Raw genomic sequence first — 22,206 nt, 5'->3', positions numbered from 1 at the left:
GGCACAGGGTATTTTTTAGTTTAGCGCTAAAAAATACCCTGTGCCTATTACCTTTGTGAAAACAACAATAAAATGGTTACTAAAGAGGAAATAAAACTATACTTCGAAGGTTTACAAGACCAAATTTGTGCTGCTTTAGAACAAGCGGATGGTTCTGCTAAATTTCATGAAGACTTATGGATTCGCGAAGCTGGTGGCGGAGGTCGTAGTCGAGTGATTCAACAAGGGAATGTTATCGAAAAAGGTGGCGTTATGTTCTCGGCAGTATGGGGCGACTTACATGAGAAAATGTTGGCTTCAATGGGTCTGAAAGAAAAAGTAGATTTTTTTGCTACGGGGGTATCTATCGTTATTCACCCACAAAGTCCAATGGTGCCAATTATTCACATGAATGTACGTTATTTCGAAATGAGTAATGGCGTGTTCTGGTTTGGCGGTGGCATAGACCTGACTCCACATTATATCGTGGACGAAGATGCCCAATGGTTTCATCAGCAATTAAAAGATGTTTGTGATAAGCATAATACTGAGTATTATCCAAAATTTAAAACTTGGGCAGATGATTATTTCTTTAATGTTCATCGCAATGAAACTCGTGGGATTGGCGGTATTTTCTTTGACTATCAAAAAATTGATGAAACAAGAGATAAAAATCAGTTATTTGAGTTTGTAAAATCGATAGGAGAGGCTTTTGCGCCGATTTATACCTATTACATGAATAAGAACAAGGATATTCCTTATACCGAGCGTGAGAAGGAATTTCAGGCACTTCGTCGTGGTCGTTATGTCGAGTTCAACTTGGTGCATGATCGTGGAACGAAGTTTGGTTTGGAAACCAACGGTCGTACCGAATCTATCTTGATGAGTATGCCTCCTATGGCTCAATGGGTCTATAATTACCAAGCCGAAGAAGGTTCTGAGGAAGAACGTACACTTTCTCTATTGAAAAAAGGAATGGAATGGGTGTAGGATAATTTGAAAATTTGGTGATTTGAAGATTTGAAAATGATTTTATAACCAAATTAAAAAATTTGAGAGATAGCGTGTTTAAAAATGATAAGTACCCTTCGAATATCTTAAAAAAAAGGCTGTTAATTTCTACGAAATCAACAGCCTTTTTTTTTAAGATATTCAATCTAGTTCAAAGTTCATAATCGATTTTAAAATACTTCATTTTCAAATTTTCAAATTATAAATAGCTATATTTCCCGCTTCCTGTTACCTTAAATGTCTTCAGCTGTCTGTGAGATTCAAAATACTGATAACGAGGCTGTAGTTGTACCCAAAACTGTTGCATAGCATCACTATTGATGACTTTGTTGCCAAGCCAAGGACGCCAATACTCGATGTATTCTGGACTTTTACTGTACGTTTTTAACTCATCAAATGATTTCTCATCCAATCTGGCAGGATAGATATCGACTGGTATTCTTTCTTGACCAGCATTTCTAGCTTCGATTGCCAAAATATATACTTCTTTAATTTTCTCGTCGGTAATAGGAATACAACCTGAAGTTACATTGGTGCCATGAATGAATATATCAGATCCAGGTTTGAGTTTGTTACTCAAAATTCGGTCAGATTCATTAGGGTAATTTAGTCCTAAGGAGAGATAAAAGCTACTTGCAGGGTTAAAACGATTGATATGATAAAATCCTTCAGGAATTTGCATATCACCCTCTTTTCTTTTAGGGCCTAAAGATCCACAATAACCCGCAAAGGCATAATTGGTTATATGCTGAAACGACTCATCTGTACGATTTTTACCCCAAATTTCCAGTATTTTTTCATTTTTAATAGCTCTAAAATACAACTCTAATTGGCTGGGCTGTAAATGTTTGGAGGCTAATAAAGCAAAAACCGCTTCTGATTTTTGGTCATAAGCGGTTTGTACTCGGTCATATTTCAATTGCAATGCCTTGAAATCTTCTACCATAAATGCTGTTGTCAAGAAAATAGAAGCTAAAGTGCTGATTAATTTAACGTTACGCAATGGGAATCTGTTTTAGTTAAAAAATATTTTAATCGTTCTCATTATTGTAACCTTACATTCTATTCTGCTTTCCAAACGATTTTCTTTTGTTTTCCTACGATAAATACGATACGAGTAGGACTAGGCAGCAATATCAGACGAGCATTTGCGACTGGATCGTCAACAAACTCAACTTCAACGCCTGCATCTCTTCCGACTTCGATAGCGCCATCGGCCGTTACCACGAATTTCTTCGCTAGGTAAGCTGTTGGTAATAATACGTCAGACTCTGGACAATATTCATCGTGTACTTCTTTCAAGATTCCTTCTAAAAAGTCTCCATATTCGTCGTTGAAGTCATCTTCCAAATCGTGAAGTTCTTCTTCAATGTCATCATAGCTAGCGTGGTCGTAGCCCATTTGGCTCAATTCTACTCTTTTCTCGAATAGGGCTAGTAAAGCTTCGTCTAATTTTTGCAAATCCATTGTTGGGAATGTTTCGTGTTTTGACTTTTTCCGAAACTAGGTTCGGGTATTATTTCAAGTTTTTTAAGATACTTGAGATAAAAGAAATTTCACAAAAATAACAAATGACCTTTAACCTAATAGCATAAATTGAAAAATTTCGCTGAATCGTCTATACCAAAAAGTTAAGAATAGATAAATCCCAAGGTTTTTCGGCTTGATAAGTCATGAATCCTTTTTCTATAACTAATGGCGAAGGAATATTGTTATGATACAGTTGCCCTGTACCCAAACCTTGTGGAAGTGGGTTGGCAAATTCGGCGGCAAACTGCGTAATGGCGTTTAACCCAACATTTGACTCAAGCGCTGAAGTCATCCACCAACCAATTTTGAGTCGGTTGGCATTTTCTATCCACTCTCTACATTGTTGGAATCCTCCCACCAACGATGGTTTGAGGATAATATATTGAGGCATGATTTTCTTGAGTAATTTATATTTCTCAGGATATTCCTTCATGCCGATTAATTCTTCGTCGAGTGCAATAGGCAGAGGAGAAGTTTGACATAGCTCAGCCATTATTTCACTATTCCCTTGTTTGATAGGCTGCTCAATTGAATGAAGGTCATATTCAGACAGTCGCTTGAGTTTTTCGAGTGCTGTATCAAGTCCAAATGCTCCATTGGCGTCTACACGTAGGGTGATTTCATCTTTGGAAAAATGCTTACGGATATAGCTCAAAAGCTCACATTCTTTCTCAAAATCAATAGCGCCTACTTTCATTTTGATGGTAGTATAGCCCGATGCTAATTTCTCATCAATTTGGCGAAGCATAAATTCCTTATCGCCCATCCAAATCAGTCCATTAATAGGTAAATTACGTTGATTTTGGTGAAAAGCGTTGTCATAAATCACTCTTTTGCCGCCATTCAATAAGTCTAGCATGGCAGTTTCGAAGCCAAAAACGATAGAAGGAAAGGACTTATCAAGAACTTGGTCTAAAATAATACTTAAATTCCAAGAATAAACTTCTAAATCAAGGGTGTTGAAATACTCGCAGATGCTTAATAATTGAAGCTCAAAATCGGGTCGATCGTCGATACTGAGTCCTTTCAAAGGCGCACATTCCCCCAAGCCGAAAACACTAGGGGTTTCGGTATCAAAAATTTTAATAAAGTAACTATCTTTTTCCGTTAGAACACCCCTCGACGTTCCTGCTTCAAATTTGAAGTGGAGTGTATGTTTTGAAAAGACCGCTTTGAGACTCATTTTTATGTATTAATAAGGACGCAAATAGGAGAATGCTCCGTTTGGTTGATGACTATTATATTGGCAAAAGGTAGATAATATGAAGACCTTAGAGGTTATTTAATAAATTCTTCAATTATCATAAAGCAAGCCCTCCGAAAATCTACTTGGCGTGGTTACGAAGTAAAAAATTAAAATTCAATTTACGATTTTTTTACTTTGTAATAACTTGACTTTTAGAATATTGTCCAAATTTGTTTCGCCTTACACTCGTTAAACTTTCTTAAAAGGGAGGTGAAATTAGTAAAAAGTCGTTACTCTTTCAGAATTTTGTCTTGTAAAATCGGTCAAATAAATGAATTTATTTAAAAATCGATGCTTAATTAATTTATGAATGTTATACTAATAGGTCTATTACGACCTTTTTCGATACTATATGGTTGGATTACTTCTTTCAGAAATCTACTTTTTGATTGGAGTATAAAATCGTCAAAATCATTTGGTTTACCCGTTATCAATGTAGGTAATATTACTGTTGGTGGAACAGGCAAAAGTCCCCATGTAGAATATTTGATTCGACTACTACAACCTTATTATTCGCTTGCAACTCTAAGTAGAGGCTATGGTCGTAAAACAAAAGGGTATTTGTTAGCAAATCCACATTCTACGGCTGAGGACTTGGGCGACGAACCTATGCAGTTTTATCAAAAATTTGGACATCAAATTTCTGTAGCCGTTTCCGAAAAAAGAGTTTTAGGCGTATCCGAACTTATGACAGGAGTACATCCTGAGGTAATCGTACTAGACGACGCTTTTCAACACAGAGCTATAAAACCCTCTCTAAATATTGTTTTGATTGATTTTCAACGACCTATTTTTAAAGATTTTCCTTTTCCTGCGGGACGTTTGAGAGAAAACAGAAGCGGACTCAAGCGCGCTGATATTATTATCGTTTCTAAATGCCCTGACAACTTTGGCAAAGCTCAGCAACAAGGTTTTGTCCAAAAATTGAAGCCTTATTTGAATGAAGTTAGTCCTGTGTTTTTTTCGACAATACAATATGGTGAGGTAACTTCTTGTATAGATGATTGGGTACTTCAGATACCCAATAAAGTGGTTTTGTTATCTGGTATTGCACAACCTCAGTTGTTTGAAAATTATGCAAAAAAAACCTTTGAAATAATTGAAAATGTAGTTTATCCAGACCATTATTCATATACTAAAGCCGATATTGAAAAAGTTTTAACAATACTTGAAAAAGCAGAAACAGGAGCAAAAGGGGTTTTAATGACAGAAAAAGACATGGTTAAAATAAAACCACTTTTGGCAGACTTTCCTGATAAACAGCATCTTTTCTATTATTTACCTATTCAAATTGGTTTTGACGCCAATCAGAAAAAGCAGTTTGACGAGCTGATTTTGAATCATTGTCAAATGCCTATATCTTAATTCTCACAGATATTATACCGAAGGATTCGGATAATGGATTAATTTTGCAGGGTGAAAACATCGCAATATCTTATACTCGTACTTGGACTGCTGATTTCGAGCAGTATTTTTTCTCAAACTACCACCAGTAATACTTTTTCTACGGCGGGGTTAGGGAACAATAATGGCTTTCCTCAAGCTCAAACTCAACAAAAAAAGACCAATCAAAAAGGCGGATTAGACGATTCTACCAAGATAATTTATGGGCCTACTTCTAGTAGATACTTCTTGGAAGAGGACGTATTCAATAATCGTAAGAAGCTATATACAATAGATACTCTGTTGAAGGGTTTTCATAATTATAGTCCAATCTTACAACGTAATAATACGCAAGTAGATTTAGGTCTTTTGGGTACTGCATCTAGACCATTGTTTTATCAAGCTCCCGACCAACTGGGTACTAAAATTGGCTATGATGCCTATTCATTTTATGCTATTGAGCCCAAAGATGTCAAATATTACAACACCCGATCTCCTTTTTCGGACATATATTATGTGACAGCAGGTAAGGGGCAAGATATTCTAGATTTTGATTTTAATCGAAACATAGATTCGCTCTGGAATGTGGGCTTGACTTTGCATAGAATTACTTCTACTAAACCCTTGGTAGGGGGGACAACTACTACAGGGTCGACTCCTAATGCTATCGGTCATTGGGAGTTTATGCTACATTCGAACTATCAGAGTAAAAATAAGAAATATACCATTATGGGCTATCTCAACAGATTTGACCATAATATTATCGATGAGGGTGGTGTAGCTCGTAATGGTGTTTCGTACGATTCATTGCTCTTGTACGACGACAATAATGCCATTTTGACTAGTGCCAATAGCCGTGATACCTGGAATAACGTCCATGTATATCATGAATATGCAGGATATAAAGCCTTTCAAATCTTCCAAACCTTGGATTATGAGAGTAGAAAAGTACAGTTTTTAGATAAAGTTTACTCAACTGGCTTGACCAATAAATTTTATGCTTCAAGTTATTTGAATAGCCCTGCGTCTACAGATACCCTATACAATGGCTTTAGTTCGAGTACATTTCAGCATAAATCTGGGATAAAAGGTTTTTACAAGGGCTTTAATTATCGTCTTCATTTTCGACAAAGAATCTTGAATTATACCAATTTGTTGAATAATGATAAACTGAGTAGAAGTGAAAACTTTGTAGGAGTTTGGCTTAATCAATATTTAAAAGATAGTACAAGATTTTTTGCAGAGGGCGAATATCACGTAGGAAGTGGCTATCGATTGAATGCAGAATTGAGGGGCAAATGGCTCAACTTTGGTGGAACCTTCTTTAGAAATGTGCCAACGTTGGCGCAGCAGTATATGTACAATAGCTCCTACAGATGGTTAAATGATACGGTTTCGCAGGCAAACCAGTTGAAAAACTTACAAGTATTAAGTTTTTATGCCAATGGTACCATAAAAATAAAGAACGTTATATTTAGTCCATTTGCAAGTTTTCAGACGATAGACAACTACATTTATTTTGATCAAAAAGCAGTTGTCAAGCAGTCAACTGGTAGCCCAATTGCCATTTTTAGAGCAGGTGGGACAGTGGGTTTTCAGTCTGGGAAATTTACCAATATCAACAATATTTATTGGGCTTACACCAAGAGTTCGGATTTGATTCGTATGCCAGCCATTACGATTAACTCACGTTTGGCGTTGGATATTTTGTATGCCAAAGTGCTCTATATTCAAGCTGGATTGGAGCTTTATTATAAGTCTGGCTATTATGGCGATGCTTATATGCCAGCTACGCAGCAGTTTTATTTACAGGATAACCAGTATTTGAATGGTAATTTTCAAGCAGATATTTTTGCTGATATGCGAATCAACCGTGTGCGTGTATTTTTTAAATTATCACATGCCAATCATCGATTGCTAGGTTCAAATGGTTACTATATTGCCCCAGGATACGCTGGAATGGGACGTACCTTTGGTTTTGGGGTAAGATGGCTCTTGTTTGATTAATTTAACGACTGTATACAAAAGAGCATTTTGAGGGCGAATAACAATCACTAACTGATATACGACTAATAATCAACATCTTTTGCTAAAGAAACTTAATTTTAAACTTCCATGCTTGGCCTTAAGCTTCCGACTGACCCTCGTTGGGTAAATATTGCCGAAAAAAATATCGCTGAAATCCTCATTGACCATGCCTATTGTGAACAAAAAGCAGCGTCTTCTTGCATTTCATTGATTATTCAATATCCAGAAAGAGAAAAGTTAAGAGAAGTACTGATGCCAGTTGTTTCGGAAGAATGGGCTCATTTTCGAATGGTAATTCGTGAACTCGAAAAAAGAGGCTTGGCTCTTGGTAAACCGCGTAAAGACGAATATGTAATCCAGTTGAATGCCAGTATCCGTCACGGAGGAACGCAAGAACAGCAGTTGGGAGAGCGACTTTTTATCAATGCGCTTATTGAAGCTCGTAGTTGTGAGCGTTTTAGAATATTATCTCTAGAGATTCAGGATGAGTCTTTGAAAAAGTTTTATCATGAATTAATGATTTCTGAGGCAGGTCATTATGTTAATTTTATAGACCTTGCCAAAGAATATCTTCCAGCAGAATATGTAAAACAACGTTGGAATGAGTGGCTCGAGATAGAGGCCAATATTATCACGAATTTAGAAATTCGAGGTGATAGAGTTCATTAAGTGGAGTCATGAGTTGTAAGTGATGATTTGTCCTTGGCTAAAATAGACCAAAATTAAATGTGAATTATGAGTTGTAAGTGTAAAAGTTTTACATTCACAACTCAAAACTTACAGCTTCCCCCCTCACTTCTAATAACTTTCACCTAAAAAAAACTTAAACACTACTCCATGGAAACCTTTCTCGAAAAAGCGGCCGCTCATATTTTTCAAAAACACAGTATTCACCAACTTAGTAATATTTGTATCGTTATTCCATCACGACGTGGGGTTTTGTATTTCAAACAAGCTCTCGCCAATCAGGCTGAAGCTCCATTTTTGGCGCCTGATGTGATGGCAATCGACGATTTTGTGATGAATGTGACGGGTCTAAAACAAATAGATCCAGTGGCTTTATTGTTCGAATTATATGATGTTTTCAAAACAATTGATCCTTTGGTTGTTTTTGAACGCTTTATGACTTGGGCTCCAACCTTGTTGAATGATTTTGATAAAATAGACCAATATCTCGTCGAACCCAAAAAGCTTTTTAGTTTTATGTCCGAGGCAAAAGCCTTGGAACGCTGGCAAATGCAATTGGGCGAATCTCAACGTGACCGCCTTAAAAGCACCGAACGTACCGATCGTTATTTTAAGCTTTTCGAAAATATTCATGAAGTGTATAATCTTTTACAAGCTCGTTTGCGTGAAAAAGGATTGGTATATCGTGGTATGGCGTATCGAGAATTAGCCGAGCACGTGGGCACTTATTTGTTGGATAATCCACAACATAAAAAATACTATTTTGTGGGTTTTAATGCACTTTCAAATGCTGAAGAAAAAATCATTCGCTCTTTATTGAAAAGAAAAGAAGGGAATGATTTTTTTGCAGAAACCCTTTGGGATTCGGATGCCTATTATCTGACTAACAAAGATCAAAAAGCAGGAAACTGGTTACGGGACTATCGGACTGGGAATAATATGCCTGACGAATTACCGCTATTCAATAACGAATGGAATTGGGTGTCAAATGAGTTGCTAAAAGGTCAAAAAAATGTACAAATCATAGGCGTTGCCAATGCTTCAATGCAAGCCAAAGTCGCAGGGAAAATCTATGCAGATTGGAATCAACAGATAGAAGGACAAACTCAAACGGCCATCGTGTTGGGTGACGAAAACCTACTGGTACCAGTGATGAACTCGCTCGGAAAAGATGTTGCCAATCTGAATATTACGATGGGGCTTTCGCTCAAAAACTCGATGCTTTTTACCCTCATCGATGCTATGTTTGAAATGCAACGCAATTTGGTGGAGTTTAAAAATGCAGAAGGTGAATCCAAACGTATTCCTAAATTTTCGTACCGACAGGTAGTTCGTATTCTTAATCATCCATTTGTACGAAGATATGAGGCAATGCATTATCCTTTGATAGAAGAGCTTACCGAAAATGAACCATTACAAAATCCAATTCGTCAGACTTTACGCGATATTACTGTTCATAATAAAGTTTTCCTAAGCTCGAAAGAATTGAAGGAAATGGGGCAAGATGACCGACTTTTCAATATTGTCTTTAATCACTGGGACCAAAAACCTAAAAAGGCTGTTGAGCAGTTTTATGCACTTATTGACTTATTACGAGAGGTGTATCGTGAGCGCCAAGATGCAGTCGAAAATGAATATTTGTATCAGTTTTATTTGCTGTTACAACGTATGGAAATGATTTTGGCAGAACGAGGAGAATCCGTTTCTATCAAAAGTTTCAAGACCTTTTTGTACGAACTAATCAAACAAACCAAAATCCCTTTCGAGTCCGAAACTGACCAACGTTTACAAATTATGGGTATGCTCGAAACCCGAACGTTGGATTTTGAAAGATTGATTATTTTATCGGTCAACGAAGGCGTTTTACCACAAGGCAAGCGACAAAATACGCTCATTCCTTACGAGGCTTTGTCTGACCCGCAGTTTAATTTACCAACGCATAATCACGCTGATGCTGTTATGGCGTATCACTTTTTTAGACTTTTACAAAGAGCCAAAGAGGTGGTATTAGTACATGTTTTGCCTTCGGATACGTATGGAGCAGCCGAAAAAAGTCGCTTTATTTTGCAAATCGAACACGAGCTTCGTCACCTCAACCCGAACTTGAATATTACCCAAAATCAAGTCAACTTTGAGACAGAAATTACAGCAGAGGAGGAGGAAAGCGGTCTAAAAATTGAGAAAACGCCCGATATGCTCGCGATGATTGAACAGGAAATTAACGAGCGGGGTATCTATCCTTCGCATATTAATCAGTTTGTGGACTGTTCAATGCAGTATTATTTCAACAAAGTCGCAGGTATTGCGCCAGAGGAGGAAGTAGCCGAAAAGCTGGCTTCTGATTCATTTGGTAACTGGATTCACAAAACTTTTGAAAATATAGATACAGCATTTTTGCAAGGAGATGACCTTATCGAAAAAACAGATGGCATTATTCAGCAATCAGATTTAGAGTTTGTATTGAAAAATATAGATTCCTATCTCAAAAAATCATTTGAACAAACCAATCCTGGACTTCGAATGACCGAAGGTGAAAACTACATTTTGTATCAAGTGGGTGAAACTTTGGTTAAGAAGTTTTTGAAATTTCAGATAGCCAATGAATCCTTTCCGATTGAACTACTAGATGCTGAGAAAACACTCAAGGTAGGATTAGAAGTAGAAGTAAATGGTAGAACAATCCCTTTTAAATTGGCAGGTCGCATCGACCGTATCGATCGTATCTATGGTCGGACGGTGCGAGTAATTGACTACAAAACAGGTTTAGTAAAATCCGAAGATTTGAAAGTAAAGACAGACTTAATTGATGAAATTTTGTTAGAAGAATCAGATAAAGGTAAGCTTCGTCAGCTTTGGTTGTATAAATACATGATTCTGAAAAGAATGATGACACAGTATGGCTTGAGTATTAGAGGGACAAGGTTGAAGGCAGATGAAAATAAGGTAGTTTCAGGAATTTACTCTTTCCGAAATATTGAAGCAGGTTTATTAGAACAAGATTTTAAGTTTTCGGATGATGAAACCATTGAAGAATTTATGATTTCGTCAGAACAATATTTAGCTAAATTTTTGGGGAAATTACTGAACCCAGAAATTCCATTTTCTCGTACAGAAGATAGAGATATATGTACTTATTGCGATTTCAAACGAATTTGTGGAAGATAGGAGGAGGGAGTTTTGAATGATGAATTGTGAATAGTGAATGAAAGATTATTAATTTAATTTTCCTGATTCATAACTCACAATTCACCATTCACAATTACAAAAAGTTCTAGTTGGTTTTCAACAACTCAACTTCAAAAATCAACACAGCGCCACCAGGGATGTCTGGACCTGCACCACGTTCGCCATAAGCTAAGTTATGTGGCAAATAGAATTTGTATTTACTTCCTGTAGGCATCAATTGCAAACCTTCTGTCCAGCCAGAAATTACTTGGTGCAAACCAAAAGAAATAGGATCGTTGCGCAAAACGCTACTATCGAAAACAACACCGTCGATAGTTGTACCGTGGTAATGTGTCAAAACTTTCGCTGTAGGACCTGATGGTTTTGGACCAGTACCTTCTACCAATACTTCATATTGTAAGCCACTAGGAGTTTCGATAACCTCTGGTCTTTTTTTGTTTTCTTCCAAAAATGCTTTACCTCTAGCGATTTCGTTTTCTAAAACTTCACGAAGTTGTGCACGCTGACGCTCAAAAATGTTCATGTGATAAAAATTTATTAAATGAAAAATGCTTCAAAATCAATGTCCCTAAGGCGATACAAAATTACAAACTTTCCTTTTATGAATACCTTTAAACAAAAAAGGATTACAGTCTGTTAAATTACTGAAATAACCAAAGTCGTGTTTTCTTGGTTCAAAACAGACAAATAGATTTAATTCTATGAAAAAACAAGCAATAAAGTCTACCAGATATTTTTCAAATCAGATGCTAGCTGACGCCCGTCAAAGAGGCGATCAGCTGGCGGATAATTGCATTCAATCTGTATTTGAAAAAGTTGGAATTACAGGATTAAGAACCTTTTTTCAATGGCTAGTCAAAGAAGATTTTGATTGGAAAAATCAGTTAGATTTTGTGCAAAAGTATTTTCAAGAAAATGCTGCTTTTCCTTCTTTTTACCAAGAAAGAGAATTCCAAAGAGGTTTAGATTTTGCCCAAAAACACCAAGCTGATATTGCCTTAATGTTGGGTTGTTTGTCATTGCCGTACTGTTACGCAGGTGCAGATGGGGCGAAAGTTTTATGGATGTCAGAGCGGATTGGGAAAGACACCAGAAAACGTTTAGAGGAGACGGGCAGTTTTGTTTTTGGGGTATTAAATCCAAAACAATGGAAAATCTCAGAAGCTGGTATTCCAATCGCAATGTTGCGTATTTTGAAAGTTCGGCTTATGCATGCTTCTATCCGTTTTTTTACTTTACACCATCAAACTTGGAATGCCAAGGATTGGGGATTGCCTGTAAACCAAGAGGATATGGCTGGAACCAATCTTGCCTTTAGCTATATTGTGATTGTGGGAATGCGCAAAAATAATCTTTCATTCACCGTTCAAGAAGCTGAGGCATACCTACATACTTGGAATGTTATTAATGTCATGATGGGTGTGGATATAGGGTTGTTGCCACAAAATCTTCGTGAGGCTTTTGTACTCGCAAAAGCTATAGCCAAACGACAATTTCGAACTTCAGAAGAAGGAATTGGTCTAACAAAATCGCTTCTAAAAGCATTGGAAGAGTTTATAGAGAATCCATTATTGAAAACCATTCCAAGTGCCTTTATGCGTCATTTATTAGGAAAGGAAGTAGCAGATTTACTCCAAATTCCGAATAATCCTTTAGAAGAAAGATTAGTGCCTTTTATTCCTGTTAAGGCGGTGTTTGGGGTTTGAGGGAGTGTTTTTTTGAGTGGCAAAGGCTGTGAAGTGGCAAAGGCACAAAGGTGCAAAGTGTTTTTAGTGGCTGAGGGGTAAAGGTTTTTTTGAGTGGCAGAGGAACGAAGGCAGATAGAGACAAAGTGTTTTTGGATAGCAAAGATATTGAGGTAAAGTTGTTATCCAGAGTTCTTATTTAAACTATTTTAACCCACTCTGTGCCTTTGTGCCTCTGCCACTTTGTTCCTTCTCTGTGTCTCCACCACTTCTGTCTCCCTCTATTTTGATTTTACAATTAAAATTCGTATGCTTGCATAATAATTTTATTTTCAAAGCAATCAATACCTTTTATCATATATACAAATGAACTTTTCTGAAATTTTTGACAAAATCTCTAGCCTAGCATCTCAAAAAGGTGGTTTAGGAAACTCTATCAAATTTGCTACAGACCAAGGAAACATCCATATTTCAGCGGATGGCGTTGTGACTAATACAGATTCACCTGCAGATTGTACCATTTCTGTAAAAGCAAGTGATTTGGCAGAATTGATGACAGGCAAACTCAATCCAATGACGGCTGTAATGTTTGGTAAAATCAAAATTGCAGGAGATATGTCTATTGCCATGAAGCTACAATCTTTGTTCTAAGATTTTGGCGGAATCGTTTGGTATGATAAGAAACCCTTTATGCTTAACTTTGCGTTATGGTTAGCAAAAGCAATCATACCAAACGATTAAAAACGCATTCATGAATCAAGATACCATTTGTGCATTAGCCACAGCGCAAGGAGTAGGAGCCATCGGAGTGATTCGGGTATCGGGTCCTCAGACCATCGACGTAGTTCAAAAAATATTTAAAGGTAAAAATCTTCATCAGCAACCTTCGCATACCATTCATTTTGGTACCATTCGTGACGACCAAAATTTGATTGTAGATGAAGTTCTCATATCGCTTTTTAAAGCACCCACTTCATACACTAGAGAAGACACCATCGAGATTTCGTGTCATGGGTCTGATTATATTATTCAGAAAATTCTTAAGCTTTTATTGAAAAATGGTGCTCGCTTGGCTAATCCAGGAGAGTTTACACAACGTGCATTTTTGAATGGACAGCTTGATTTGGCACAAGCCGAAGCCGTAGCCGATTTGATTGCATCAGATTCGGAGGCTTCGCACCAAACGGCTATTAATCAAATAAGAGGAGGATTTTCGAAACAAATTGCGCAACTACGAGAATCTTTGATTCATTTTGCTTCGCTAATTGAGCTTGAATTAGACTTTGGCGAGGAAGACGTAGAGTTTGCTGACCGTGACGATTTACGTCAATTGATTCATCGAATTCAAAGTGTATTAGTACCTTTGATTGATAGTTTTGAGATGGGAAATGTGATCAAAAATGGTGTACCAACTGTAATTGTGGGCAAGCCTAATGCTGGTAAATCAACCTTACTAAATCGACTATTGAACGAAGAAAAAGCCATCGTTTCGGATATTGCAGGAACTACCCGCGATGTTATTGAAGATGAGCTGTTTATCGAAGGTATTCGTTTCCGTTTGATAGATACCGCAGGTTTGCGCAAAACCAACGATACTATCGAGGCAATAGGAGTGGAGCGCACGCTTCAACAAATGGAAAAAGCAAGCATGATTATTTATTTGTTTGATGCCTCAGAAATTAGTCTGAAAGAAATCGAAGAGCAAATACAATCATTTAACGCTCCTTATGTATTAGTTGGAAACAAACAAGATAAGCTAAGTGTAAACCAAAAGCAGGAATTTGAAAAAGCCTACCCAGCCATCATTTGGATTTCTGCCTCTGAAAACCAGAATATCGAAAGCTTACAGAAAACATTGGTTCAAAAAGTCAAAACCAAGGAAATCAAAGCAGGAGATACCGTTGTGACTAACCTACGCCATTATCAACATTTATTGCAAACCAGCGAATCTTTGAATCATGTATTAGAAGGTTTGTCAAACAGTATTACAGGCGATTTTCTCGCTCAAGATATTCGTTTTGCACTCCATCACTTAGGTGAAATTACAGGGCAGATAACTACGGATGATTTATTGGCTAATATCTTCTCTAAATTCTGTATTGGAAAGTAACCGCACAAAATAAGTCATAAATATCACAAAGTAAAAATAGTAAAGCTCTGATTTTCAGGGCTTTTTTTTGTTGTGTTGTTTATCGTTACTTTGTTTTGTCTATTGTGTTTTTATATTATTTTTGTACCTTATTTGTACCTCATTTAAAGAGGAGGCGTGAATTTGATAATTTCGCCATTTTTTTTGCGCTTAATTGCACTTAAATTAACTTAATTATACTTAATGATACTTAATGATACAAAATGAGTACTAACATAAGGATACAAAGGATTTGCCAGTATTGCGGTACTACTTTTACCGCCAAAACTACTACTACTGCATACTGTTCTCACAAGTGTAATAGCAGAGCTTACAAGGAAAAAGTAAAAGAGAAGAAAATAGAGAAGAGCAACAAAGAAACTCTCGAAGTAAAGATTAAGCCAATTGAGGTTTTGAAGGCTAAAGAGTTTTTAACAGTCAAGGAAGTTGCAAGCCTCCTCAATTGCTCTGTACGTTCTGCCTATTACTACATAGAAACAGGTAAAATCAAAGCCGTGAATTTAGGTCAAAGAATCACTAGGGTTAGGAGGGTAGATATTGATAAGTTGTTCGAACTTACTGAAGCCCAACCAGAGGAAAAGAAAGAACAAAATTTTGAGTTATCGGAGTGCTACACGATTTCTGAGACATTAGAAAAGTATAGTATTTCGGAAAAAGCCTTGTACGAGATTATCAAAAGAAATAATATACCTAAAATCAAGCAAGGTAAGTTTTCATTTATTCCAAAATCAATAATTGATTCATTATTGAGTTAAAACCTAAACTTTAAATAAATACACCAATGGCTATTAAAGTAACAGTTCGACAAAAAGCTATAACAAAGGGACGAATGAGTTTGTATTTAGACTTTTACCCTGAAATTATAGACCCTCAAACGGGTGTAAAGACTAGAAGGGAGTTTTTAAAAAGATACATTATCGAAAAACCCAAAAATACACTTGAAAGAGAGCAGAATAAAGAATCATTGTCATTTGCAGAGCAAATAAGAGCGTCCCGTGAAAACTATTTTAACAAACCTGAAATCTACAGCGAACAAGAAAAAGAGATTTTGAAATACAAAGAGATAGGAGAAAGAAACTTTGTAGAATACTTTAAATCTTTAGTCGCTAAACGTAAAGGTTCTAATTATGAAAATTGGTTATCTGCTTACAAGCATCTTAGAGATTTTACAGGAGGAATATTGACTTTCTCTAATTTGAATGAAAGCTTTTGTGATTCTTTCAGAGAGTATCTTTTATCTGCTAAAAGAAGAGGTAATTCTAAGTTACTGTTATCACAAAACTCTGCTCTCTCGTATTATACCAAATTTAGAACAGCCTTGAACCAAGCCTTTAGAGATAGGTTCTTGAAAGAAGATATAAGCAAAAGATTACGACCTATCAAAGAGAAGGAAGCACAAAGACAGTTTTTAGAACTTGAGGAGCTTCAATTACTATTAAATACGCCATGTGAATCTGAAGTAATTAAAAGAGCATCTCTTTTTTCTGCCCTGACAGGGTTAAGATACTCGGATGTAGAAAAATTAACTTGGAGTAATATTCATCAAAGTGAGAGAGGTTATTCAATTGAATACGTGCAAAAGAAAACCAATGATAAAGAATATTTGCCTATAAGTCCAAGCGCTTACAGTTTCTTAGGTGTGCCTAAACAGGATAATAGCAAAATTTTTGAGGGATTAAAGTACTCTGTTACTATGAACAAAATCATAAGAAAATGGGTAAACGAAGCTAATATAACTAAGCACATAACCTTTCATTGCTTTAGGCATACTTTTGCAACCATTCAAATATCTGAAGGCACGGAGTTATATACAGTGTCCAAACTCTTAGGTCACAAAAGTTTAAGAAATACTCAAATCTATGCAAAGGTTGTAGATGAGAAAAAGAGAGAGGCGACAAATAAAATTAAACTAGACTTATAAGAACTGTACTATGAAGTTAGATTTTAAGCAAATCGAGAATGAACTTTCAAAAATTAAAGAAATTGATAAGCGTTTAGATTATTGGTATGGTCTAATGGATGAAAATGTATTTCAAAAAGTAAGAGATAAGTTTGGGGAATATAATGGTGTAACACCTACAAAGAGAAGCGCTTTTGGTATGCAGAAAGAACTTATAAAGGCAATAGGTCTTTTTGAATATTCTAAAGATGTATTGACCTCTATTTTTATACCTCTCAAGCTATATGATAGCTTTTTTAAAGAATTTGAGTCAAATCCAAAATATACCTCATGGTATTTAAAGCATAATTCAAAAAGACTATTAAATTTTTTCTGTACAACCGAGAGAATCCTAGATTTCATTGAATATAAGGATGTATCAAGCCTAAAATTAGCCTTAAAGGAGTTAGAAGAATATGATAACCTAGTTAAACAAAGACTTTCGAAGTTCCCTAAAATCATTCATATAAAAGAGGGGGATTATGATTATCAAAAATACTTAGCGATTTATTTTCAGTATCAAAATGAGGTAGAATATGCAAGACTAAAACAGGGATTCTATGATAAAAATCCTATAAAATCTGTTCATACTCCTGATAACACGACCGAATTTATTTATGCCAAATATTTTCTATTTAAAGGGTTTATCAATGAAAGCATTAAAATGCTTGAACAGGATGGAAATGATAATGAGATACAAACTCAAATTAATGATGAACCTCAAAGAGATGAGGAAATACGAACTCAAGTTAATGATGAACCTCAAAGAGAAATAGTAGAAAAAAAAGAACTTACACCAAGGATTAATATTTTATCTGATATAATACCAGAGTTGACCGCATCTTTAAGTAACAATATAATCAGAGGGCAGGATATGCTTGAAGAATTGCTTAGAGGAAATCCAATAACTGGTAAACTCTTATTTTATGGCAATCAAAATCTTCTAATTGAGCTTTTTCTTAGATTACACTACAATAGCAAAATCACAAACAATAAAACGGAGATAATGAATTGGCTTGTTCATAATTTTGAATATGAGAAGAAACAAATCGTAAAAAGGATTAATGAGAGTACGGCTTTGGATATACTAAATAGAGGTAGAGGTATTCCTAATAGGGGTAAAATTATATGTCCTTCTCAAAATTATCCTTATCAAAATGAAGATATGAGAAGAAAAAATAAATAAATGTAAAAAAATCATACACCATTTATACACCAAACGCTTTATGGGTATTGAATGGTGTATTTTTTTCTTTGTCTCTTTGTATCATAACCAAACAATCTATAGTCATGATGCTAATAGCAGTAGACAAAGACCAATTAGGGCAAATGATTAATGAGGCTGTCAAAAAGGCACTATCAGAACTTCCAACACAACTCAGTGAAAACTCTGAGAACGATGATGGATTACTAACAGTAGAAGAAACTGCAAAGTTTTTAAATCTGTCTGTACCTACCATCTATTCAAAGGTATCTAAGAAAGAGCTTCCAGTACTTAAGCAGGGAAAGAAGCTACACTTTCTAAAATCTGAACTCTTTGAATATTTAAAGCGTGGTCGTAAAAAGACTAATGCAGAAATAGCAGAGGAGGCTTCAGATTATCTCAAAAAGAAAGGGGGACGAAATGGCTAAACGTGTGTTATCAACCGTTCATTATAATCCCCTTGCAAATAACCATTTTGCAGAGGTTAGGAGAATTATTACTGCAATAGAGAAGGGTTGGGGTGTGTCCCTAATTGAGTTCAAAAAGGGGAAAACAAGAAAGCAACTTTATGAGCTTGCTTTGATGTGTGTAGACACAACAAATAAAGCACTGTGTACAGCGCTCGAAATACCTGTAGAATCAGCTTGTAGGCTTAAAAGAGAACTTGAAGAGGAGGGAAAGTTAGTTACTTCTGATTATCAAGTTAAATGCCCAATAACAGGAAGTTATGCACGTCTAATTAGTACAAGTAACCAAAAATTTAGTCTACTGAGAGCCTCCTCTCTTTAAGAAAAAAAATGAAAAAGATTGAAATAAATGTTGAGCATGAGAATTTGATAAATCCTCATGCCATGATAACCCACGTCCATAGTTTTATGAATGGTACAGAAGAAAGCATTCCTAATCACACGGAGCTATTAACAAGACTATTGGAGCAAATTGAACCAATAGACTACGAAAGTATAGCTTTTCCTGAGATGAGAGAGTTAAGAAATCAACTTAAATCTGGAACAGTAAACTCCGAAAAAGTCAAAGAGATTGAAAGTAAAGTTGATAAGGTAAAGCTAGGAACTAAGCACTTCTTAATCATTTCAATTGACGAAATTCTGAAAATTGCAAGCCTGAGTAATTGGAGTATGTGTAAAAAGCATGACTTTATTTATTTGTATAATGGAAATTATTGGTCTGAAGTTGATAAGGATACTTTTCAAAGATTCTTAGGGGAAGCATCCGAGAAGCTAGGAGTACAGGCTTACACCTCAAAACATTATCAATTTAGAGAGCAATTGTTTAAGCAGTTTTTATCTACGGCTGTTTTACCTGTTCCTCCTCTCAATGATGATAAGGTATTGATAAATCTAAAGAATGGAACATTTGAAATTGAGTTAGAAAAAAACCAATTGAAAAAGTTTAGAAGTGAAGATTTTTTGACGTACCAATTACCTTTTTCTTATGATGCGACTGCTAAAGCCCCACTGTTTACAGCCTATTTAAACAAGGTATTACCCGATGTTAAACGGCAACATATTCTAGCTGAATTTATGGGTTTTGTCTTTCTTAAAAACGGGAATAGTGTACTAAAGGAGGAGAAAGCACTTATTCTTTATGGTTCTGGTGCAAATGGGAAAAGTGTTTTTTTTGAAATAATGAATGCGCTTTTAGGTCAAGAAAATATTAGTAGTTACTCGTTACAAAGTCTTACAAACGAGAATGGTTATTATAGGGCTAAAATTGCAAATAAGCTAGTGAATTATGCCAGTGAGATTAACGGAAAATTAGAAGCATCCATTTTTAAACAGTTAGTATCAGGTGAACCCGTGGAGGCTCGTTTACCCTATGGTCAACCCTTTATCTTAAAGCAGTATGCTAAATTGATATTTAACTGTAATGAACTACCTAAAGATGTTGAACAAACAGATGCGTTCTTTAGACGATTCCTAATTATTCCATTTGATGTGACCATACCAGAGAATGAACAAGACAAGCAATTACATAAAAAAATAATCGATTCAGAGCTATCAGGGGTATTTAATTGGATTCTTGAGGGGTTACAAAGATTGCTTAAGCAGAGGAAATTTACTTATTGTGAAGCAGTTGATAAAATGGTACAACAATACAGAATAGAAAGTGATAGCGTACTAATGTATTTGACCGATAATAATTTTGAGCCTTCTCTTAGTAAAATTCTAACCTTGAAAGATGTTTATTATGATTATCGAAATTATTGTTATGAGGGAGGTTTTAAGCCATGTTCATTACGAGAGTGTAGTTCAAGACTGAGAAAAGCAAAATACATCATAGAGCGAAAGACTCAGGGGAACGTTATTTATATTGAAAAAAAAGATTGTTTTTAAGCTACACTTAGTGCATTTGCTACATTAAACAATGTACGAAGTGTAGATAATGTAGCACTAAAATAAACTTTTATGAATGGCAAATATCGTTTTATACTCGACAAAAGCAGTAAGAAATTCTTTTGTAATTGGTGTAAAAGTCAAACTTTAGTAAGATACCTAGATACACAAACGGGTGATTACTTACCACCTGAATTTGGAAGATGTGATAAGGAAGTAAAATGTGGTTATCATTTAAACCCTTACATAGAGGGGTATTCCAAACAAGTTACAAGCCTTGAATATACAAATTATCAGATTCCGCAAAAGCCTGTCAGAGTCAATCAGAAAGAGCAAACACAAACACAGGAAGTTATTTTATTTGATTGGGACAGCTTTTTAGAAACTTTAGTGAAAAATGGATATACAGAGAATAACTTCATTCAAAATTTACTTCAAAATGTACCCTTTCCATTTTTAAAAGAAGATGTTGCTGAAGTTATCAAATTGTATAGACTAGGAACAATTACAAAAGGATATAGAAGAGGAGCTACAACTTTTCCTTTTATAGATTCTGAAGGAGGGGTTAGGGCTATTCAAGTAAAGCAATTTGATAATTTGAATCACACTTTACCTAGAGGTACAGATTTTTTGCACTCAATGTTACATAGAGAGTATGATTTAAAGAAAATAGAGTACCCTAATTGGCTAAAAGAATATCTAACTCAGGACAAAAAAGTTAGTTGTTTATTTGGGGAGCATTTACTTAAAATGTTCCCACAAAATCCAATTGCTTTAGTAGAAGCCCCCAAAACGGCTATTTATGGGACTTTATATTTTGGATTACCTCATAGTTATCATGATTTAGTTTGGTTAGCAGTTTATAATAAAAGTAGCTTTTCATTTGAAAAGTTAAGAAGTCTAAGAGGGAGGAATGTACTTGTATTTCCTGATTTGTCACAGCATGGTAAAACATTTAAAGAATGGAATGATAAAGCCGAAAATATTAAAAAGCAATATCCCGATATTAAATTTAGTTTCTCTGATTTTTTGGAAAAAAGAGCAATAGAGGAGGATAAAATTAAAGGGCTTGATTTAGCAGATTATTTGATAAAATATGATTGGAGATTATTCAGAGAAAGCCCTTTTTGTAACACATTCCTTAATAATTTAGGTTGAAATGTCTAAAATATCACAATTTCCTACTATTGTAGATTCTATCCCATACTTGAGTATTACCAAGCTGAAAAGTATGGGATATTTAAAGCATGAATCGGGACAATCAGGTATTATTACATGGTATAGCAATGGTAAACCTTTTTCGAGTGTATCTATCATTTCCAATTTACTTGAATCTCCCTTTTACCTAGTAGTTTCATACAACTACGGAAACATTGCCAAAAGCGTTAGAATCACACTCGTTTCGAAATTATCTAATTTAGGGAAAGGAGCGTATTTTTATTTTGTTTGTCCTCATTCCAAAAAGCTTTGCAGAAAGTTGTATTTGTGTAGGGGTGAATTTTCTCATAGGGAGCGAATAAAAAACGGTATTTATCGGATTCAACGAATGAGTAAAAAGGAACGCTTGTATGAGTCTAAATTTGGAGCATTCTTTGATTATGAGAAGTATCACAAACAAGCCTTTCAAAAATATCTTAAGCCTTCCTATAACGGGAAAATAACCAAAAGATACGCTAAGATTATTGATAGGCTAAACCAAGCCGAACAGATTTCAATTATTGATTGGGAGAAGTCATTTTGTAAGTAAACTCTAAATCTATTGTCTGGAATCCTCCTCAATACTGGTTTTATAGATTGTGAAATTATTATATTTGAGTTTGAAAAT

The 22,206-nt window shown here is 35.5% G+C and carries 20 protein-coding genes; 16 read left to right on the top strand and 4 right to left on the bottom strand.

Going from position 1 to position 22,206, the window contains the following annotated elements; all coding sequences use genetic code 11:
• The first annotated feature begins 72 nt into the window (after positions 1–72).
• The gene (gene hemF, locus QM491_RS01440; protein WP_283325475.1) at positions 73–969 is read left to right on the top strand and encodes an oxygen-dependent coproporphyrinogen oxidase; all 897 of its coding nucleotides are present in this window, start codon (positions 73–75) and stop codon (positions 967–969) included.
• 220 nt (positions 970–1,189) lie between these two features.
• Here hemF and QM491_RS01435 read toward each other — a convergent pair whose 3' ends face one another.
• The 3 genes from QM491_RS01435 to QM491_RS01425 form a co-directional block, all read right to left on the bottom strand.
• Positions 1,190–1,993: a L,D-transpeptidase family protein gene (locus QM491_RS01435; RefSeq protein ID WP_283325474.1), complete on the bottom strand. Its 804-nt coding sequence runs from the start codon at positions 1,991–1,993 to the stop codon at positions 1,190–1,192.
• 59 nt (positions 1,994–2,052) lie between these two features.
• Entirely contained in the window at positions 2,053–2,457 is a 405-nt protein-coding gene (locus tag QM491_RS01430) for a hypothetical protein (protein WP_283325473.1), read from the bottom strand.
• Between the two features lie 151 nt (positions 2,458–2,608).
• Positions 2,609–3,703: an o-succinylbenzoate synthase gene (locus QM491_RS01425; protein WP_283325472.1), complete on the bottom strand. Its 1,095-nt coding sequence runs from the start codon at positions 3,701–3,703 to the stop codon at positions 2,609–2,611.
• 369 nt (positions 3,704–4,072) lie between these two features.
• Between QM491_RS01425 and lpxK the strand changes: the two genes are divergently transcribed.
• From lpxK to QM491_RS01405, 4 genes are all read left to right on the top strand, one after another.
• Positions 4,073–5,131: a tetraacyldisaccharide 4'-kinase gene (gene lpxK, locus QM491_RS01420; protein WP_283325471.1), complete on the top strand. Its 1,059-nt coding sequence runs from the start codon at positions 4,073–4,075 to the stop codon at positions 5,129–5,131.
• A gap of 51 nt (positions 5,132–5,182) precedes the next feature.
• Positions 5,183–7,156, top strand: a complete 1,974-nt coding sequence (locus tag QM491_RS01415) for a putative porin (RefSeq protein ID WP_283325470.1) — start codon at positions 5,183–5,185, stop codon at positions 7,154–7,156.
• Between the two features lie 108 nt (positions 7,157–7,264).
• Complete coding sequence (locus QM491_RS01410) at positions 7,265–7,846, top strand: MiaE family protein (protein WP_283325469.1); 582 nt, start codon at positions 7,265–7,267, stop codon at positions 7,844–7,846.
• A gap of 168 nt (positions 7,847–8,014) precedes the next feature.
• Complete coding sequence (locus tag QM491_RS01405) at positions 8,015–11,029, top strand: PD-(D/E)XK nuclease family protein (RefSeq protein WP_283325468.1); 3,015 nt, start codon at positions 8,015–8,017, stop codon at positions 11,027–11,029.
• A 106-nt stretch (positions 11,030–11,135) separates the two neighbouring features.
• Here QM491_RS01405 and QM491_RS01400 read toward each other — a convergent pair whose 3' ends face one another.
• On the bottom strand, positions 11,136–11,573 hold the full coding sequence (locus QM491_RS01400; RefSeq protein WP_283325467.1) for an FKBP-type peptidyl-prolyl cis-trans isomerase: 438 nt from the start codon (positions 11,571–11,573) through the stop codon (positions 11,136–11,138).
• A gap of 178 nt (positions 11,574–11,751) precedes the next feature.
• On the opposite strand from QM491_RS01400, the gene QM491_RS01395 reads away from it, so the two are divergent.
• The 11 genes from QM491_RS01395 to QM491_RS01345 all read left to right on the top strand — a co-directional run bounded on the left by QM491_RS01395 (position 11,752) and on the right by QM491_RS01345 (position 22,128).
• Positions 11,752–12,756, top strand: coding sequence for an oxygenase MpaB family protein (locus QM491_RS01395; RefSeq protein ID WP_283325466.1), 1,005 nt, complete (start codon positions 11,752–11,754; stop codon positions 12,754–12,756).
• Positions 12,757–13,101: 345 nt separating this feature from the next.
• Positions 13,102–13,386, top strand: a complete 285-nt coding sequence (locus QM491_RS01390) for an SCP2 sterol-binding domain-containing protein (protein ID WP_166549551.1) — start codon at positions 13,102–13,104, stop codon at positions 13,384–13,386.
• A 100-nt stretch (positions 13,387–13,486) separates the two neighbouring features.
• Positions 13,487–14,845, top strand: a complete 1,359-nt coding sequence (gene mnmE / locus QM491_RS01385) for a tRNA uridine-5-carboxymethylaminomethyl(34) synthesis GTPase MnmE (protein WP_283325465.1) — start codon at positions 13,487–13,489, stop codon at positions 14,843–14,845.
• Positions 14,846–15,087: 242 nt separating this feature from the next.
• A complete protein-coding gene (locus QM491_RS01380) occupies positions 15,088–15,639 on the top strand; it encodes a helix-turn-helix domain-containing protein (protein WP_283325464.1) in 552 nt (183 codons plus the stop codon).
• Between the two features lie 26 nt (positions 15,640–15,665).
• Positions 15,666–16,805 carry a site-specific integrase gene (locus QM491_RS01375; RefSeq protein WP_283325463.1) on the top strand — a complete coding sequence of 380 codons (1,140 nt, stop codon included), beginning with the start codon at positions 15,666–15,668 and terminating at the stop codon, positions 16,803–16,805.
• Positions 16,806–16,815: 10 nt separating this feature from the next.
• Positions 16,816–18,009 (top strand): hypothetical protein, encoded by a 1,194-nt coding sequence (locus QM491_RS01370; RefSeq protein WP_283325462.1) that lies wholly within the window; start codon positions 16,816–16,818, stop codon positions 18,007–18,009.
• Between the two features lie 104 nt (positions 18,010–18,113).
• Positions 18,114–18,455, top strand: coding sequence for a helix-turn-helix domain-containing protein (locus QM491_RS01365; protein WP_283325461.1), 342 nt, complete (start codon positions 18,114–18,116; stop codon positions 18,453–18,455).
• Positions 18,448–18,816: a hypothetical protein gene (locus QM491_RS01360; protein ID WP_283325460.1), complete on the top strand. Its 369-nt coding sequence runs from the start codon at positions 18,448–18,450 to the stop codon at positions 18,814–18,816. The genes QM491_RS01365 and QM491_RS01360 overlap by 8 nt, the downstream gene beginning before the upstream one ends.
• 8 nt (positions 18,817–18,824) lie before the next feature.
• A complete protein-coding gene (locus QM491_RS01355; RefSeq protein ID WP_283325459.1) occupies positions 18,825–20,381 on the top strand; it encodes a DNA primase family protein in 1,557 nt (518 codons plus the stop codon).
• 72 nt (positions 20,382–20,453) lie between these two features.
• Positions 20,454–21,539 carry a DUF6371 domain-containing protein gene (locus QM491_RS01350; RefSeq protein WP_283325458.1) on the top strand — a complete coding sequence of 362 codons (1,086 nt, stop codon included), beginning with the start codon at positions 20,454–20,456 and terminating at the stop codon, positions 21,537–21,539.
• A gap of 1 nt (position 21,540) precedes the next feature.
• On the top strand, positions 21,541–22,128 hold the full coding sequence (locus QM491_RS01345; protein ID WP_283325457.1) for a peroxisomal biogenesis factor 19: 588 nt from the start codon (positions 21,541–21,543) through the stop codon (positions 22,126–22,128).
• The last annotated feature ends 78 nt before the right edge of the window (positions 22,129–22,206 follow it).

The sequence above is a fragment of the Flectobacillus longus genome (genome assembly GCF_030056705.1).
GTDB lineage: Bacteria > Bacteroidota > Bacteroidia > Cytophagales > Spirosomataceae > Flectobacillus > Flectobacillus longus.
Note: the sequence above shows the minus strand (reverse complement) of the source record. Positions and strands in the feature narration are given on the sequence as shown.